At 72.7% G+C, this 17,171-nt stretch carries 14 protein-coding genes; 10 read left to right on the top strand and 4 right to left on the bottom strand.

All coding sequences use genetic code 11. The features are described from left to right. Positions 1 to 6 precede the first annotated feature (6 nt). From GA0070603_RS19470 to pknB, 6 genes are all read left to right on the top strand, one after another. Positions 7 to 492, top strand: coding sequence for an FHA domain-containing protein FhaB/FipA (locus GA0070603_RS19470; RefSeq protein WP_088996760.1), 486 nt, complete (start codon positions 7 to 9; stop codon positions 490 to 492). Beyond that, positions 489 to 1,928 carry a PP2C family protein-serine/threonine phosphatase gene (locus GA0070603_RS19465; RefSeq protein WP_091316124.1) on the top strand — a complete coding sequence of 480 codons (1,440 nt, stop codon included), beginning with the start codon at positions 489 to 491 and terminating at the stop codon, positions 1,926 to 1,928. The genes GA0070603_RS19470 and GA0070603_RS19465 overlap by 4 nt, the downstream gene beginning before the upstream one ends. Positions 1,929 to 2,013: 85 nt before the next feature. Then, positions 2,014 to 3,444, top strand: coding sequence for an FtsW/RodA/SpoVE family cell cycle protein (locus GA0070603_RS19460; protein WP_208863049.1), 1,431 nt, complete (start codon positions 2,014 to 2,016; stop codon positions 3,442 to 3,444). After that, the gene (locus GA0070603_RS19455) at positions 3,441 to 4,943 is read left to right on the top strand and encodes a peptidoglycan D,D-transpeptidase FtsI family protein (protein WP_091316120.1); all 1,503 of its coding nucleotides are present in this window, start codon (positions 3,441 to 3,443) and stop codon (positions 4,941 to 4,943) included. The genes GA0070603_RS19460 and GA0070603_RS19455 overlap by 4 nt, the downstream gene beginning before the upstream one ends. Before the next feature lies 1 nt (position 4,944). After that, a complete protein-coding gene (locus GA0070603_RS19450) occupies positions 4,945 to 6,297 on the top strand; it encodes a serine/threonine-protein kinase (protein WP_091316118.1) in 1,353 nt (450 codons plus the stop codon). Further along, positions 6,294 to 8,117, top strand: coding sequence for a Stk1 family PASTA domain-containing Ser/Thr kinase (gene pknB / locus GA0070603_RS19445; RefSeq protein WP_091316116.1), 1,824 nt, complete (start codon positions 6,294 to 6,296; stop codon positions 8,115 to 8,117). Before GA0070603_RS19450 ends, pknB begins: the two co-directional genes overlap by 4 nt. A 65-nt stretch (positions 8,118 to 8,182) precedes the next feature. On the opposite strand, the gene GA0070603_RS19440 is transcribed toward pknB, so the two are convergent. From GA0070603_RS19440 to GA0070603_RS19425, 4 genes are read right to left on the bottom strand one after another with little or no spacing between them, the layout of a single operon-like run. Then, positions 8,183 to 8,833, bottom strand: a complete 651-nt coding sequence (locus GA0070603_RS19440) for an aminodeoxychorismate/anthranilate synthase component II (protein WP_091316113.1) — start codon at positions 8,831 to 8,833, stop codon at positions 8,183 to 8,185. A 4-nt stretch (positions 8,834 to 8,837) separates the two neighbouring features. Beyond that, on the bottom strand, positions 8,838 to 9,116 hold the full coding sequence (locus tag GA0070603_RS19435) for a hypothetical protein (protein WP_091316110.1): 279 nt from the start codon (positions 9,114 to 9,116) through the stop codon (positions 8,838 to 8,840). Positions 9,117 to 9,119: 3 nt separating this feature from the next. Next, positions 9,120 to 10,868, bottom strand: a complete 1,749-nt coding sequence (locus tag GA0070603_RS32090) for a class E sortase (RefSeq protein WP_244282560.1) — start codon at positions 10,866 to 10,868, stop codon at positions 9,120 to 9,122. Beyond that, entirely contained in the window at positions 10,865 to 11,671 is an 807-nt protein-coding gene (locus tag GA0070603_RS19425) for a DUF881 domain-containing protein (RefSeq protein WP_091316107.1), read from the bottom strand. Before GA0070603_RS19425 ends, GA0070603_RS32090 begins: the two co-directional genes overlap by 4 nt. Before the next feature lie 231 nt (positions 11,672 to 11,902). On the opposite strand from GA0070603_RS19425, the gene GA0070603_RS19420 reads away from it, so the two are divergent. The 4 genes from GA0070603_RS19420 to GA0070603_RS19405 all read left to right on the top strand — a co-directional run bounded on the left by GA0070603_RS19420 (position 11,903) and on the right by GA0070603_RS19405 (position 17,011). After that, positions 11,903 to 12,166 carry a cell division protein CrgA gene (locus GA0070603_RS19420; RefSeq protein WP_091316105.1) on the top strand — a complete coding sequence of 88 codons (264 nt, stop codon included), beginning with the start codon at positions 11,903 to 11,905 and terminating at the stop codon, positions 12,164 to 12,166. Positions 12,167 to 12,368: 202 nt separating this feature from the next. Continuing rightward, a complete protein-coding gene (locus tag GA0070603_RS19415; RefSeq protein WP_091316103.1) occupies positions 12,369 to 14,567 on the top strand; it encodes a (Fe-S)-binding protein in 2,199 nt (732 codons plus the stop codon). Between the two features lie 139 nt (positions 14,568 to 14,706). Further along, positions 14,707 to 16,014: a hemolysin family protein gene (locus GA0070603_RS19410; protein WP_091322109.1), complete on the top strand. Its 1,308-nt coding sequence runs from the start codon at positions 14,707 to 14,709 to the stop codon at positions 16,012 to 16,014. Next, positions 16,007 to 17,011, top strand: a complete 1,005-nt coding sequence (locus GA0070603_RS19405; RefSeq protein WP_091316101.1) for a hemolysin family protein — start codon at positions 16,007 to 16,009, stop codon at positions 17,009 to 17,011. Before GA0070603_RS19410 ends, GA0070603_RS19405 begins: the two co-directional genes overlap by 8 nt. The last annotated feature ends 160 nt before the right edge of the window (positions 17,012 to 17,171 follow it).

Here is a 17,171-nt window from a genome sequence, read left to right as displayed (position 1 = left end):
CCCGCGTTGCCGGAACTCGTCATCACCGTCGCCCGGTTCGGGTTCCTCATCCTGCTGTGGATCTTCGTGTTCACGGTGGTCGGAGTGATCCGCCGGGACCTCTTCGCGGGGGCCCGGTCGGGTCGTCTGGTGGCCGCGCCGCGCGCGGTCGGGGCCTCGACCGGGCAGCCGGCGAAGCCGGCGAAGGTGAAGCGGGGCAGGGCGGCGCACCAGCTGGTGGTCACCGCCGGTCAGCTGGCCGGCACCCGGATCACCCTCGGCGAGGCCCAGATCACGATCGGTCGCGCCGAGGACTCCACCCTGGTGATCACCGACGACTACGCGTCGGCGCGGCACGCCCGGCTCGTGCCGCGCGACGGGCAGTGGTTCGTCGAGGACCTCGGATCGACTAACGGCACCTACCTGGATCGCGCTAAGGTCACCGGACCAACCCCCGTCCCCCTCGGCGTGCCGATCCGGATCGGCCGCACTTCCCTCGAATTACGGCCATGACTCTGACCCTGCGCTATGCGGCCCACAGCGACCGCGGTCTGATCCGAGACGGTAACCAGGATTCCGTCTACGCCGGGCCGCGGCTTCTTGCCGTTGCCGACGGCATGGGCGGCATGGCCGCCGGTGACGTCGCCAGCAACATCGTCATCGGTGCCATGGCGCCCCTCGACGAGGACGTCCCCGGGGACGCCCTCGTCGACGCGCTGCGTTCCGCCGTCGGCACCGCCAACCAACAACTCCGCGACACCGTGGACGCCAACCCGCAGCTTGAGGGCATGGGCACCACGCTCACCGCGACCCTCTTCTCGGGCAGCAAGCTCGGCATGGTCCACATCGGTGACTCGCGGGCCTATCTCCTGCGCAACGGCGAGTTCGCGCAGATCACCAAGGACGACACGTACGTCCAGATGCTCGTCGACGAGGGCCGGATCAGCGCGGAGGAGGCGAGCAGCCACCCCCAGCGCTCGCTGCTCACCAGGGCGCTGGACGGTCGCGACATCGACCCGGAGTACAGCGTCCGGCAGGTGCTCCCCGGTGACCGCTACCTGATCTGCTCGGACGGCCTGTCCGGCGTGGTCAGCGCGGACACCATCGCCGACACCATGCGCGAGTACACCGACCCGCAGCAGTGCGTGGAACGCCTGGTGCAGCTCGCCCTGCGCGGCGGCGGCCCGGACAACATCACGGTGATCATCGCGGACGCCACCGACCAGGACATCGTCGAGGCCTCCCCGATCGTCGGCGGCGCCGCCGCCCGCGACCGCGGCATGGCCACCTCGGCCGACGTCTCCACCCCGGCGGCACGCGCCTCGGCGCTGTCCGCCCCCCGGGCGCCCGCGCCCGAGGAGCCGGTGGACACCCGGGACGACGAGGCCGACCGGCGCCGCCGGCACCCGCTGCGTACCGCGGCGATGCTGCTGGCGCTGCTGGTCATCGTCGGGGGCGGCGTCTTCGGCGGGTGGAGCTACACCCAGCGTCAGTACTACGTCGGCGCCACCGACGACGGGCAGCTCGCCGTGTTCCGCGGGGTCCCGGGCCAGGTCGCCGGGCTCGACCTGTCCAACGTGCACGCCACCAGCGAGGCCAAGCTCGACGACCTCACCCTGGCCGCCCAGGAGCAGGTCAAGCAGGGCATCCAGGCCAAGAGCGAGCCGGACGCCGAGCGCCGGCTGGCCGAGCTGACCAGCGACGACCCGGCCAACCCGAACCTGAAGCCACTCTGCCCGCCCAGCCCGACGGCCGGGCCGGCCAGCCCGACGCCCTCCGTGACCGCCAGCCCGCTGGCCCCGGCGGTCAGCGGCAGCGCCGTCCCGCCGGCCAGCGCCACGGCCACGCCCGCCGCGGGGCCCACGACGACGCCGACCACCACGCCCGACGCCGTCCCCTCCGACACGGTTCCGCCGGTCGACCCGGCCGGCTGCCGGTCGCCGGAGTGAGCGCCGGCTCGACCCCGAGGACGCATTCGTGACCGCAGCCGCCGTACCGGCAGCCTCGCCCGCCTCGACGGGCGAGCAGCCCGGCGTGCGCCTGGCCCGGTCCCGGCGTAACGCCGAGCTGTCCCTGCTGCTGCTCGCCATGGTGCTCGTGGCGGCGTACGCGGCGACGGTCGAGGCGAACGTGCTGGACACGGTCACCCCGGACTTCTGGATCCCGGCCGCCGCGCTGGGGCTCGTCTTCCTGGGCCTGCACCTCGTGATCCGCTGGCTGGCGCCGTTCGCCGATCCGGCGCTGCTGCCGGCGGTCGCCCTGCTCAACGGCATCGGCGTCGGGTTCCTGCGCCGCTACGACCTGGCCCAGGCCGCTCCCGAGGAGCGGGAGAGCCTGGCCATCTTCGCCGGCACGGGCGGGCGGCAGCTCGCCTGGACGCTCGGCGCGGTGGTGCTCGCCGCCGCGCTGCTGGCGATCATGCGGGACCACCGGTCGCTGTCGCGGTACGCGTACACCCTGGGTCTGGCCGGCATCGTGCTGGTGATGATCCCCGCGGTGCTGCCGGGGCGGTTCTCCGAGATCAACGGCGCGAAGCTGTGGATCCGGCTCGGCGGGTTCTCGATCCAGCCGGGTGAGTTCGCCAAGCTCGCCCTGCTCGCCTTCTTCGCCTACTACCTGGTCCGCAAGCGCGAGGTGCTCTCGCTGGCCAGCCGGCGGGTGCTCGGCATCGACTTCCCGCGCGGCCGGGACCTCGGGCCGGTCCTCGTGGTCTGGATGATCAGCCTCCTGGTGCTGGTCTTCGAGAAGGACCTGGGCACCTCGCTGCTCTACTTCGGCATGTTCGTGGTGACGCTCTACATCGCCACGGAACGGGTGAGCTGGCTGCTCATCGGCCTCATCCTGTTCTTCGGCGGCGCCTACCTGGCGTACGTGCTGGGCAGCACCGTGGGTGGCCCGTTCGCCAACTTCTACGACCGGGCGCAGATCTGGCTGGACCCCTTCGCCGAGCCGTACGACCGGGGCTACCAGCTCGTCCAGGGCCTGCTCACCCTCGGCACCGGCGGCCTGTTCGGGGCCGGCCCGGGTGGCGGCCAGCCCACCCTGCTGCCCGAGGTGCAGACCGACTTCATCTTCGCCGGCATCGGTGAGGAGATCGGCCTCTTCGGCCTCTCCGCGCTGCTGGTGATCTACCTGCTGATCGTCGAGCGGGGGCTGCGGGCCGCGCTCGCGGTGCGGGACTCGTTCGGCAAGCTGCTCGCCGGCGGCCTGGCCTTCACCCTGGGCCTCCAGGTCTTCGTCATCGTCGGCGGGATCAGCAAGCTCATCCCGCTGACCGGCCAGACCACCCCGTTCCTCTCCGCCGGCGGTTCCTCGCTGATGGCGAACTGGCTGCTGATCGCGGTCCTGCTCCGGGTCTCCGACGGCGCCCGCCGGCCGGTGACCGGGGGTGGCCCGGCGGCCCGGCCCTCGGGCGGCCCGCCGGAGCAGCTGCACGGTGCCCCCACGGAGGTGATCCGGCCGTGAACGCACCCCTGCGCCGCGTCGGCGTTGTCGTCATGATCCTGTTCGGGCTGCTCTTCGCCAACCTGAACTGGATCCAGGCCTACAAGGCCGACGAATACCGCAACAGCGACTACAACGGCCGGGTCCAGGTGGCCGAGTACGAGCGCAAGCGCGGCAACATCGAGGTCGGCGGCACCGCGTTCGCGCTCAGCAAGGAGACCGACGGCAAGCTGAAGTTCCAGCGCACCTACCCCGGTGGCGCGATGTACGCGCACGTGCTCGGCTACAAGCCGGTCAACCTGGGCGACACCGGCATCGAGCGGCTGGAGAACGACTTCCTCGCCGGCACCAGCGACCAGCTCATCGCCAACCGGATCAAGGACATGTTCACCGGTGACCAGACCGGTGGCGGCAACGTGCTGCTGACCCTCTCGAAGCGGGCCCAGGAGACGGCGTACAAGCAGCTCAACGACAACCAGGTCGGGGCCAGGCGGGGCGCGGCCATCGCGATCGACCCGCGTACCGGGGCGGTGCAGGCGCTGGTCTCCATGCCGAGCTTCGACCCGAACCCGCTGGCCAGCCACGACACCAACGAGGCAACGGCGGAATACAACAAGCTCGACAAGGACAAGGACCGCCCGCTGGCGAACCGGGCGCTCGGCGAGGTCCTGCCGCCCGGCTCCACCTTCAAGATCGTGGTGGCCGCCGCGGCGCTGGAGAACGGCGTCACCCAGCAGACCCAGATCCCGGCCGGGTCGAGCTACACGCCGCCCACCTCGGGCCAGCCGATCCGCAACGCGGCGCCGTCGATCTGCCCGGAATCGCAGGTGACCCTGCGCGAGGCGGTGACCGAGTCCTGCAACACGGGCTTCGCCCAGCTCGGCGTCCGGCTCGGCGCGGACAAGATCAAGGAGAAGGCCCGCGCGTTCGGCTTCGAGCAGGACGACCTCTCCGTCGGCGAGACCGGCGAGAAGGGCGGCCTGCCGGTGGCGGCCAGCCGCACCGGCGAGATGACCGCCCCGGGCGGCGGCACCGACCCGGCAGCCCTGGCCCAGTCCTCCATCGGCCAGCGCGACGTGCGGATGACCCCGCTCCAGGGCGCGCTGATCGCCGCCACGGTCGCCAACGGCGGCAGCCAGATGCGGCCGTACCTGGTCAAGCAGCTGCTCGGCCCGGACCGCACCACCGTCTACGACGCCGCCAAGCCGCGTGAGCTGCGCCAGCCGATCAGCGGCCAGGTCGCCGGCGACCTGCGCGACATGATGGTGAACGTGGTGAAGGAGGGCACCGGCCGGAAGGCCGCCATCGACGGCTACACCGTCGGCGGCAAGACCGGCACCGCCCAGTCCGGTCCGAACACCCCGGACCACGGCTGGTTCATCGGTTTCGCCCTGGACAAGAACGGCACCCCGGTGTCCGCCGTGTGCGTCGAGCTGGAGCAGGCGGGCAGCGGCGGCAGCGCCGAGGCGGCCCGGATCGCCGGCCGGATCATGGCGGCGGCCATCGCGGAAGGCCGCTGAGATGCTCAGCCCGGGAGTGCAGCTCGGCAACCGCTACCGCCTCGACGAGCGCATCGCCAGCGGCGGCATGGGTGACGTCTGGCGCGGCACCGACCAGGTGCTGGGCCGCACCGTAGCGGTCAAGAGCCTGCTCCCGGCCCTGCTCGACGAGCCGGGCTTCGCCGAGCGGTTCCGCGGCGAGGCGCGCACCATGGCCACCATCAACCACCCCGGCGTGGTCGACGTCTACGACTTCGGCAGCGACCAGCACATCGCCTTCCTGGTGATGGAGTACGTGGAGGGCGACGCGCTCTCCTCCACCCTCAGCCGCGTCGGCCGGCTCACCCCGGCCCGCACGATGGCCCTGCTGGCGCAGGCCGCCGACGCGCTGCACGCCGCGCACGAGAAGGGCATCGTGCACCGCGACGTGAAGCCCGGCAACCTGCTGGTCCGGCCCAACGGCACGCTGGTGCTCACCGACTTCGGCATCGCCCGCTCCGACCTGGTCGGCCAGCTCACCGCCGCCGGCTCGGTGCTCGGCACCGCCTCCTACATCTCGCCCGAGCAGGCCACCGGCGCGGTCGCCACCCCCGCCTCCGACGTGTACGCCCTCGGCGTGGTCGCCTACCAGTGCCTCGCCGGCCGGCGGCCCTTCGAGGGGGACAACCCGCTCGAGATCGCCATGAAGCACGTGCGCGAGACGCCCCGGCCACTCCCCGCCGACATCCCGCCGCAGGTGCGGGCCATCGTCGAGCGCGCCCTGGCGAAGGACCCGGCGGCCCGCTGGCCCAGCGCCTCCGCCCTGGCCAGCGTCGCCCGGCAGGCCAAGCTCGCCCTGTCGCAGCAGGCGCGGGGCGGCCACCCGATCTCCGGCGTACCCGCCTCCCCGGCCGCACCGGCCGCGCGGGCGCAGGTCCCGACGGCCACGCGACCGCAGCCCCGCCCACCGGCCATGCCGGCCCGCCCGCCGGTCGCGCCGCGCCCGACCGTGGTGGCGCCGGCCCCGCAGCCGCGCCCGCCGGTGGCGCCGCGCGGCGCTGCGGCCGTCCCGCCGCCCCGACAGCACAACCCCCTCGGGTACGCGCGACCGGCCGGCGCCCCGCTGCCGGCTCCCCGGCGCTCCACGGCGGGACGCTGGGTGGCCGCCATCGTGGTGGCCGTGCTGGTCGTGCTCTGTTCGGGCGTGATTTCGTACTACTACCGGAAGTACGCGGCGGCCGGTGACCCCGGCACGCTTGCTCCGGTGAGCGTGACCTCCGGCGCGGTGCGGGCCCACGGGGGCGACTATCCGCTTCCCACGTCGTACCGTCGTGGGGTACGGCTCCAGCCGGCTGGCGGCGAGACGACGACGAGCGAAGGACGAGAGACGCGATGACAGCGCAGGCCCGCCTGCTCGGTGGCAGGTACCAGGTCGGCGAGCTGCTCGGCTACGGCGGCATGGCGGAGGTGCACCGTGGTCGCGATCTCCGGCTCGGTCGGGATGTCGCGATCAAGATGCTCCGCGCCGACCTGGCCCGGGACGCGACCTTCCAGATGCGGTTCCGCCGGGAGGCGCAGAACGCCGCGTCGCTGAACCACCCGGCCATCGTCGCCGTGTACGACACCGGCGAGGAGACCGCCCCGACCGGCGAGACGCTGCCGTTCATCGTGATGGAGTTCGTCAACGGGCGGACCCTCAAGGAGGTGCTCGGCGCCGAGGGCCGGCTCCAGCCGCGCCGGGCGCTGGAGATCTGCGCCGACATGTGCGCGGCCCTGGAGTTCAGCCACCGGCACGGGATCATCCACCGGGACATCAAGCCGGGCAACGTGATGCTCACCCAGACCGGCCAGGTCAAGGTGATGGACTTCGGCATCGCCCGGGCGCTGGCCAGCGGCGCCACCACGATGACGCAGACCAGCGCGGTCATCGGCACGGCGCAGTACCTCTCCCCGGAGCAGGCGCGCGGCGAGGCGGTCGACGCCCGCTCCGACGTCTACGCGGCCGGCTGCGTGCTGTTCGAGCTGCTCTGCGGGCACCCGCCGTTCGTCGGCGACAGCCCGGTCAGCGTGGCCTACCAGCACGTACGGGAGCAGCCGCCCACGCCGAGCACCATCAACCCGGACGTCAACCCCGCCGTGGACGCCATCGTCCTCAAGGCGCTGTCGAAGAACCCGCTGAACCGCTACCAGAGCGCCGGCGAGATGCGGGCCGACCTGCTCCGCGCCGCCGCGGGCCGTCCGGTGCTGGCCACCCCGGTCATGCCGGCCGAGGAGACCATGCCGATGGCGCCGGCCGCGGCCGGCGGCGGCTACCAGCAGACCCAGGTGATGGGCCCGCAGACCCGTCAGCAGGCGCCGGCCCGGGTGGGCGACGCCCGCAAGCGGAAGAGTTCGGCCTGGGTGATCGCCACCTTCGCCGCGCTCGGCGTGCTCGCGGTCATCGCCCTGGCCACGGCGCTCTGGCTCAACCAGACCGGTGCCGAGAAGGTCTCCGTGCCACAACTCCAGGGCAAGAGCCAGGCGGTGGCGACCGCCGACCTCCAGCGGGCGGGGCTGCGCGTGGCGCTCGGCGAGCCGGTGCTCAGCAGCGACTGCACCAAGAACACGGTGGCCGCCCAGAACCCGCAGTCCGGGGCGTCGGTGGCGAAGAACAGCCCGGTGACGATCCAGATCTGCGGCGGCAAGCCGGTGGTGACGATCCCGCCCGGCCTGGTGGGCAGCACCTACAACAGCGCCAAGGCCCGCCTCGACGATCTGAAGCTGGTCGCGAACCGCAAGCCGGTCGACAGCGGTGCGCCGGAAGGCCAGGTCGTCAAGGTGACACCTGACGAGGGCAGCTCGGTGGCCGAGGGCAGCCAGGTGACCCTGGAGGTCTCCCGCGGCAACATCACCAAGGTGCCGGACGTTCTCGGCCTCTCCAAGGACGAGGCGGAGCGGCTGCTGAAGAACTCCGGTTACGAGGTGCGGACGCTGGACGGCGACGAGGTCACGCCGGACAAGGCCGGCAAGGTCAGTCGGCAGACGCCCAAGGCCAACACGAGCCTGGCTAGGGGCGAGCGGGTGACGATCTACGTCGACGTTCCGCTGCCGGAGCCGACCGAGAGCGCCAGCCCGGGCACCACGCCGTCGCCGGGCACGACGCCGACCACCCCCGGGGGCGGCGGCGGCTTCCCGTTCCCGACCACGACCTCGCCGGCCCGGTTCAGCCAGCCCTGACCCGACAGCTCCAGACAGACGAAGTGGCGGTGCCCGTCGGGCACCGCCACTTCGCGTAGAACGACTCAGGCCGCGGCGAACGCCGCCCGGCGGCGGGCGTCGACCTCGGCGGCCAGCTCCGGGGCCCGCTCCAACGCCTCGGGGTGGCCGCAGACGGCCAGCCAGTTGGCCAGCATGAGGTGACCGCCCTCGGTCAGCACCGACTCCGGGTGGAACTGGACGCCCTCGATGGGCAGGGTGCGGTGCCGCATGGCCATCACGACCCCGGAGGCGGTCCGGCCGGTGACCTCCAGCTCGTCGGGGAGCGTCTCGGGCAGCACGGCGAGCGAGTGGTACCGGGTGGCGGTGAACGGGTCGGGCAGGCCGGCCAGCACGCCGACGCCGTCGTGGCTCACCTGTGAGGTCTTGCCGTGCAGCAGCTCCGGCGCCCGGGTCACCGTCGCGCCGAACGCCTCGCCGATGGCCTGGTGACCGAGGCAGACACCGAACAGGGGCAGCTTGCCCGCGTACTCCCTGATCACGTCGAGGCAGATGCCGGCGCGGTCCGGGCTGCCCGGTCCGGGCGAGAGGAGCACGCCGGCGACGCCCACCCGGCCCACCTCGGCGACGTCGATCTCGTCGTTGCGCCGCACCTCGCAGTCCACGCCGAGCTGGCCGAGGTACTGCACGAGGTTGAAGACGAACGAGTCGTAGTTGTCGATCACGAGGACGCGCATGGGGTCACCTGCTCGGGGTGGAGGGCGGGGCGTTGTTCGTCTCGGTGTTGTACGGGATCTCCTCCTCGGACGGCCGCTCACTCGGCTCGGTGAGCCCGCCGCCGTCGTCACCCGGCACGCCGGAGTCCTGGGTGACCTGCACGTCGTCGAAGGGGAGCAGGGGTTCGGCCCAGGGGAACACCACGAACCAGAGCAGGGCGACCGTCGCGGCGGCCAGCAGCACCGAGCCGATCAGCTTCCCGGGCAGTCCGAACGGCAGCTTCCGCCAGATCCATCCGTACACGCGTCAGCCCTCCAGCTCGGCCGGGCGGCCCGCCGACTTGGCCTGAACGTGGTCCAGCCGGGCGTGGATGATCAGCCGCTGGTAGTTGTCGAACTTGGGGTTGCAGGTGGTCAGTGTGAGCAGCTTCTCGGTCGGTTGCTCGTTCGGCTTGCCCGGCACCGGCGCGACGACCTCGACCTGGTACGGCTTGACGATCCGCTGCTGGTAGACCTTGTAGATGATCCACTCGCCCTGGGTCTCGACCACGATGTTGTCGCCCGAGCGCAGCTCGTCGAGGCGCCAGAAGGTGGCCCGGATTCGGTGCCCGGCGACGGCGAAGTTGCCCACCTGGCCCGGCATGGCGCTCTTCGGGTAGTGGCCCGGGGCGTACCGGATGTCGTCAGGGGTGACCCCCTCGACCACCACCCAGTGCTTGTCGAGCTTGGGGATGTAGAGCCCCGCGACCGGCTTCCCCTCGGCCGGCGGCTTCGGCTTGGGGCTCGGCCCGGTGGTCGGGCCGACCGTCGGGTCCGCCCCCCACTCCTGGGCGAGCTGGCTGCTCAGGTCGTTCTGGTGGGCGTCGACGATCACCGCCTTGCCCCAGATCTCGTAGCCGGCGAACAGCAGCACCACCAGGCCGAAGGTGATCAGCACCTCGCCGGTGCCGCGCACGATCGTCCGCAGCCGGGAACCGACGGTGGGGCGGGTCAGCTCGGAGTAGACGCTCTTGTACCCCTCGCCGGTCTGCTCCGGCCGGAGCTGCACCACCCGCTCGCCCCGGCGGGGTCGCGGCGGCTCGGCCGGGGTCGCGGGCTCGTCGCTGTCGCCGGTGTCGCGGACCGGGGGCACCGCACCCATCAGCGCGGTGGAGTCCAGCGCCGGTGGGGCTGCCGGGCGGCTGACGGCCGGGATCACCGCTGTCGCTCCCGGGTCCTCCGGGCCGGTCGCCGCCGGACGGGCCGTGGCGCCGTCGGCCGGGCCGCCCGACCGGGGTACGCCGGCTCCCGGCGCGCCGGGTCGCAGCGATCCAGCGGTGGGGCGGCGCTCGGGCCGGTCGCCGAGCGGGGGGATGAACGCGGTCGGCGCGTCAGCGGGGCTCGTCGGCCGCGCCTCGGTCGGCGCGTCGAGCCGGCGCCCGGGCTCCCCGGGGGTGCCGGGCCCGTCGAGGCCGCGACCGCGCTGGTGCCGGTCCGCCCGACCGTCCTGGGCTGGAGCGGGCGCGCCCGGGCCGGGACCGCGTTGGTGCCCGTCGGGCCGGCCACCTGGGCTGTCGCTGGGTCCGTGCGGCGCGGCCGGCGGACGCGCCTGCGGTCCGGCCTCGGCCGGCCGCTCCGGTCCGGCGGCGCGGGCCGGTGGGGTGGTGCCCGGCCGCCCCGACCAGCCGGCCGGTGGGCCGTTGGTGGGCGGCGGTGACACCGGCCGGGCGGCGGGGGCCGGTGGGCGGCTCCGGTCGCCGGGCCAGGCCGGCGGCGGCTCGGCCGGCGGGCGCGGGCCGACCGGTGGGCGCGGCTCGACCGGTGGGCGATGGTCGGCGGGCGGGCGCGGCTCGGCCGGGGGACGGTGGTCGGCCGGCGGGCGCGGCTCCGCCGCGGGGCGGCGGTCGGCCGAGGGGCGGTGGTCGGCGGTCGTGGGGGCCCGGTCCGGCCAGGGCAGGTCGAGCGGCGGGCGGGGTGGCGCGGGCGCCGGCCGGTCGACCTTCGGGAGGAACGCCGTCGGATCGTCGCTGGCGTCGCGGTGGCGCCCGTCCCGCTCCCGGGGGTCGTCCGGTGTCACCTGGGCACCTTCGCCGACTGGAGTGCGGTCGAGTCCTCGAACGCCGGCACGGTGACCGTGGAGATGGTCTCGGAGTAGCCGAGCTGGTAGTGGTCGACGGCTTCCCTGAACAACCGGACTCCCTCAGACGCGGCGAGTTCCCGCTGGAACGCGGCGGGGTCGCCGATTGCCACGATCTTGAAAGGAGGGGAGTACACCCGGCCGTGCAGCAGCAGGGTGTTTCCGACGCAGCGTACCGCGCTGGTGCTGAGCACGCGGACATTCATGATTGACATGGCCTCGGCGCCGCCCGCCCAGAGCGCGTTCACGACCGCCTGGACGTCGCCCTGGTGGACGACCAGGTCGTCGTTGCTCGCACCTTTGGGCAGGGTCTGGTCGGCCCGCCGGGGCGCGTCGTTGAGTTCGATGGTGATGCCGCTGCCGGTGAGCGCCGTGAAGCCGGCGGCCTGCCGGGTGGCGGCGGCCCGGTCCCGCTGCGCCTTGATCGGGCCGTCGGCGCCGGCCAGTTCGCCGGTCTGCTCCTCGACCTCGGCGCGCAGCCGGGCGGCCTTCGCCTCGCTGGCCGCGACCTGCTCGCGCCGGTCCTCGATCAACTGCGTGAGCTGGGGGCGCCGGTCCTCGCGCAGGGAGGTGCCGCCGGCGGCGTTCGCGGTGGTGGTGAACAGGAGCCCGGCCGCGGCGGCGATCAGGGGCACGCCGATCGACCAGCCCGGGCGGCGCTGCCGCGGCCGGCGGGGCAGCAGGCCGACCACCGCGCGCCGGAGGACCTTCTGCCAGGAGGCGGCGCCGGACGTGTACTCCACCGGGCGTTCCCTTTCCCGTCGTCTTGTTCCGGCCCGCCTGGGCGCGGACCGGCCTGCTCGACCCGAAAAGTCCCGCCCTTTTCGGTCACTCCATGCACCGGCCTGACCCCATTCGTGGCCTGGACGGTCCGTCGGGACTACGCTAGCTGTCGAACATTATTGGCCATGGACCGTCGCCCCCGCGCCCGGTTGTCAGGCCGGACGAGGTCGTACCCCCCTCTGGAGAGCGTCGTGCCCAAGTCTCAGGTCCGCAAGAAGAAGGTGTACACCCCGCCGACGGACGTGCGTCCGACGGCGACGGCGGCGACGCGCAAGCCTAGCCCGGTCTGGCTGCCGATCACCGCGGTCGCGCTGATCGTGGTGGGCATCGGCTGGCTGGTCGTCTACTACCTCTCCGAGCAGGCGTACCCGGTGGCGTCGTGGGGCTACTGGAACCTCGCCGTGGGCTTCGGCGCGATGGTCTCCTCGCTGATCCTGCTCTCCCGCTGGCGCTGACCCGCGTCGCCTCGCGCTGACCGGTCCCGCCGCCTCGACACGGGCGTACGTCACGCCGGGACGCCCCTGACCGGCGCCCGGCGCCCGCTGCGCCTAAGGTGTCGGCAGGGCGGCGTGGCCGGATGCGAGATGACTCACGTTACTGCTGGGTAACCTTGCGCGTAGGCTGCACTGACAAGCAGCAGACCGGGAGGCCAACTCGATGGGCAGCGTCCAGATCGTCACCACGATCCTCGCGGCCGCCATCACCGCCGTGGCGGTGTGGCTTGCGGTGCGCGCGGTCATGAAGATGACGGCCGTCATCCGGCTCGGGCAGCCCGCGCCGGAGCGCTTCGGCGACAAGGGCGCCCGCACGAAGAAGATGCTGGTGGAGACCGCCGGCCACACCCGCATGCTGAAGTGGAGCGTGGTCGGGGCGGCCCACTGGTTCGTGATGGTCGGCTTCATCGTGCTCTCGCTGCTGGTGCTCGAGGCGTACTTCGAGGTGGTCACCCCGGGCGGCGGCCTGCCGATCATCGGTCACTGGACGATCTTCGGCCTGGCGACCGAGTGGATCGGCATCCTGGGCCTGGCCGGCATCCTGGTGCTGATGGGGATCCGGCTGCGCAACCGGCCGACCCGCCCGGGCGGCCGCTCCCGGTTCACCGGCTCGACCATGTGGCAGGGCTACTTCGTCGAGTGGGTCGTGCTGCTGGTCCTGATCTTCGGCTTCGTGATCCGCGGCTTCAAGGTCGCCACCGACCACTTCGAGTACCCGGTCTGGGCCACCCCGCTGAGCCACGCGGTCGGCGCCGCGCTCCCGGCGTGGACGGCCGGCGTCAGCGTCGCCGCCCTCATCAAGATCGCCATCTCGATGACCTGGCTCATCGTGATCTCGCTGAACGTCACCATGGGTGTCGCCTGGCACCGGTTCCTGGCGTTCCCCAACATCTTCTTCAAGCGCGACCCGGAGAAGCCGGCCGGCTCCGGTCTCGGCCCGCTGCGGCCGATGATGAGCGAGGGCAAGCCGCTCGACTTCGAGGAGGCCGACCCGGAGAAGGACCAGTTCGGTGTCGCCCAGGTCGAGCAGTTCACCTGGAAGGGCCTGCTCGACTTCAGCACCTGCACCGAGTGCGGCCGCTGCCAGTCGCAGTGCCCGGCCTGGAATACCGGCAAGCCGCTGTCGCCGAAGCTGCTCGTGCTGAGCCTGCGCGACCACGCGTACGCCAAGGCGCCGTACCTGCTGGCCGGTGGCGGCAAGGACCTGACCGGCGAGGAGAAGGCGACCGCCGCCCAGCTCGCCCACGTCGACGTGCTCGCCCTCGCGGAGGCGGAGAAGCCGCTGATCGGCACCGCCGAGGAGGGCGGCGTCATCGACCCGGACGTGCTCTGGTCCTGCACCACCTGCGGCGCCTGCGTCGAGCAGTGCCCGGTGGACATCGAGCACGTCGACCACATCGTCGACATGCGCCGCTACCAGGTGCTGATCGAGTCGAGCTTCCCGTCCGAGGCCGGCGTCATGCTCCGCAACCTGGAGAACAAGGGCAACCCGTGGGGCGCCCCGCAGAACACCCGCGAGGACTGGACCAAGGGCCTCGGCTTCGAGGTGCCGCGGGTCGGCGAGGTCGACGACTTCGAGTACCTGTTCTGGGTCGGCTGCGCCGGTGCGTTCGAGGACCGGGCCAAGAAGACCACCCGCGCGGTGGCCACGCTGCTCAACGAGGCCGGCGTCTCCTTCGCCATCCTCGGTGAGGGCGAGACCTGCTCCGGCGACCCGGCCCGCCGGATCGGCAACGAGTTCGTCTTCCAGATGCTCGCCCAGCAGAACGTCGAGACGCTGAACGAGGCGTTCGAGGGCCGGGAGAAGAGCAAGCGGAAGATCGTCGCCACCTGCCCGCACTGCTTCAACACCCTGGGCAACGAGTACGGCCAGCTCGGCGGTGAGTTCGAGGTGGTCCACCACACCCAGTTGCTGGCCCACCTGGTGTCCGCCGGCAAGCTCACCCCGGTGCAGCCGGTCGACGGCGGTGTGACCTACCACGACCCCTGCTACCTGGGCCGCCACAACCGGGTCTTCGCCGCCCCGCGCGAGGTGCTCGGCGACTCGATCCAGGGCGAGCTGACCGAGATGCCCCGCAACAGCGAGCGCTCCTTCTGCTGCGGTGCCGGCGGCGCCCGGATGTGGATGGAGGAGAAGATCGGCAAGCGGATCAACGTGGACCGGGTCGAGGAGGCCATGGCCACCGGGGCGAAGACCATCGCGGTCGGCTGCCCGTTCTGCTCGACGATGCTCAACGACGGGGTCAACGGCAAGGGCGCCGGTGAGCAGGTCGAGGTCGTCGACGTGGCGAGCGTGCTGCTCCGCTCGGTAAAGCCGGACGCCCCGGCGGGCGAGAAGGAGACCGAGTCGGTCGCCGGCTGAGGCGTACCCCCGGACTAGCTGAACCACGACGGCGGCGGCACCCACCCGGGTGCCGCCGCCGTCGCCGGTCGCCGGGTCGTGCCGGCTGCCGGCCCGTGGAACAATCGCGCTCATCGACGGCCTGCTGGTTTCCACGCTGTTGCCCCTGGTCGGCTTCGTGCTGCTGACCGCCGGCAACGCGTTCTTCGTCGCGGCCGAGTTCGCCCTGGTCACCGTCGACCGCGCGGAGATCGACAGGCGGGCCGGCGAGGGGGACGGCGGCGCGGTCACGGTCCGCCGGGCGCTGCGCGAACTGTCCTTCCAGCTCTCCGGTGCCCAGCTCGGCATCACCATCACGGCGCTGCTGACCGGCTACCTGGCCGAGCCGGCGCTGGCCCGGCTGTTCGCCCCGCTGCTGCGCCCGGTCGGCGGCGCCGAACGGTTCAGCGGGCTGCTGGCCCTGGCGCTGGCCACCCTCATCTCGATGCTCTTCGGCGAGCTGGTGCCGAAGAATCTCGCGCTGGCCCGGCCGATGCCCACGGCGCTCGGCACCGCCGGGCCGATGCGGACCTTCTCCCGCACCTTCGGGTGGCTGATCCGGCTGCTGAACGACTCGGCGAACCGGCTGGTCCGGCGGCTCGGCGTGGAGCCGCAGGAGGAGCTGGCCAGCGCCCGGTCCCCGGAGGAGCTGGGCCTGCTGGCGGCCATCTCGGCCCGCGCCGGTGCGCTGCCGCCGGACACGGCCATGCTGCTGCGGCGCACCATCCGGTTCGGCGACAAGCGCGCCGCCGAGGCCATGACCCCCCGGGTCGACGTGATCGCGCTGCGCGCCACCGCGACCGTCGCCGAGCTGCTGGACCTGTCCCGGCAGACCGGCCGGACCCGGTTCCCGGTCTACGAGGAGACGCTGGACCTGGTCACCGGGGTGGCCGGGGTGCCCGACGCGCTCGGCGTGCCGCTGGCCCGGCGGGCAGCCACCACGGTCGCGGCGGTCGCCCGGGAACCGGTGTACGTGCCGGAGAGCCTCGACCTCGACGGCGTGCTCGCGGCGCTCAAGGACGCCGGCGCCGACCTGGCCATCGTGGTCGACGAGTACGGCGGCACGGACGGTGTGGTGACCGTGGAGGACCTGGTCGAGGAACTGGTCGGGGAGATCGCCGACGAGTTCGACCCGGACGCGGTGGACGACCTCGGCCCGGTCGAGCTGACGGTGCCGGGCGGCGAGCGCACCGTTCTGGTGGACGGCGTGCTCCGCGAGGACGAGCTGGTCGAGCAGACGGGTTTCCGGCTGCCCGAGGGGCCGTACGAGACCCTCGCCGGGTTCCTGATGGCCCGGCTCGGGCACATCCCCGTGCCGGGCGAGACGGTCGAGGACAGCGGCTACGAGTTCACCGTCGTGGAGGTCGACCGGCACCGGATCGAGCAGGTCCGGGTGGTCCGCCCGGAGGAGCCCGACGACGGTGAGTGAACTGCTGGTCGCCCTGGTGCTGCTGCTCGGCAACGCCTTCTTCGTGGGCAGCGAGTTCGCCCTGATCGCCTCCCGCCGGACGGTGCTGGAGCCGCTGGCGGCGACGTCGAAGCGGGCCCGGTGGGCCCTGTCGGCCATGAACCAGATCCCGCTGATGATCGCCGGGGCGCAGCTCGGCATCACGGTCTGCTCGCTCGGCCTCGGCGCGATCGCCGAGCCGGCGCTGGCCCACCTGCTGGAGACCCCGTTCGAGGCGCTCGGCCTGCCCGCGTCGGCGGTGCACCCGGTGGCGTTCGTGATCGCCCTCGGCGTGGTGGTCTTCCTGCACACGGTGGTCGGCGAGATGGTGCCGAAGAACATCACCCTGGCCGGCCCGGAGCCGTCGGCGCTCTGGCTCGGCCCCGCCATGCTCGCCTTCTGCCTGGGCACCAAGCCGCTGCTGCTGGCCATGAAGTGGTCGGCCCGGCAGGTGTTGCGGCTGTGGCGGGTCGAGGCGACCGACGCCGTGAAGACCGTGTTCACGGCGGAGGAGTTGGCCGGCCTGGTCTCGCAGGCGCGTACCGAGGGGTTGCTGGACGCCGAGGAGCACGCGCGGATCACCGGCGCGCTGGCCCTGCACAGCCGGACCGCGGCCGACGCACTGCAACCCTGGTCGACGGTGACGACGGTGGCCGAGGACGTCTCACCGGCGTCGCTGGAGGTGCTGGCCACCCGCACCGGCCGGTCCCGCTTCCCGGTGGTGCAGCGGTCCACCCGCCGGGTGCTCGGTTTCGTGCACGTGAAGGACGTGCTCGGCTACGCGGGCGCCGGCCGCCGGGCGCCGGTGCCGGCCGAGGTCTACCGGCCGCTGGCCGTGGTGCCGCCGGACCGTACGCTTGCCGATCTGCTGCTGTCCATGCGGCGCGAGCGCCGGCACATGGTGCTGGTGAGCGACGGCCGCCGGCCCCTCGGTGTAGTGACGCTCGACGACGTATTGACGGCAATCGTTGGCAAGTGAACGAATACCCTTGGTACACAAGCGGTTGCGCACACGTGATTGAACCGTTGGTCGCCTTGATTCCACCCCGGTGCCTTCCCTAATGTGGGGCACCGACCGCTGTGGGTCGTCTGCCTCGACCTTCCCTCTCGCGAGGCGCCCGGCGGTCGGTTGCAAAGGA

It is taken from the genome of Micromonospora chersina (genome assembly GCF_900091475.1).
Classification (GTDB): Bacteria; Actinomycetota; Actinomycetes; order Mycobacteriales; family Micromonosporaceae; genus Micromonospora; species Micromonospora chersina.
The sequence above is the reverse complement of the archived record's forward strand: the minus strand, read 5'-3'. Positions and strand labels throughout refer to the sequence as shown.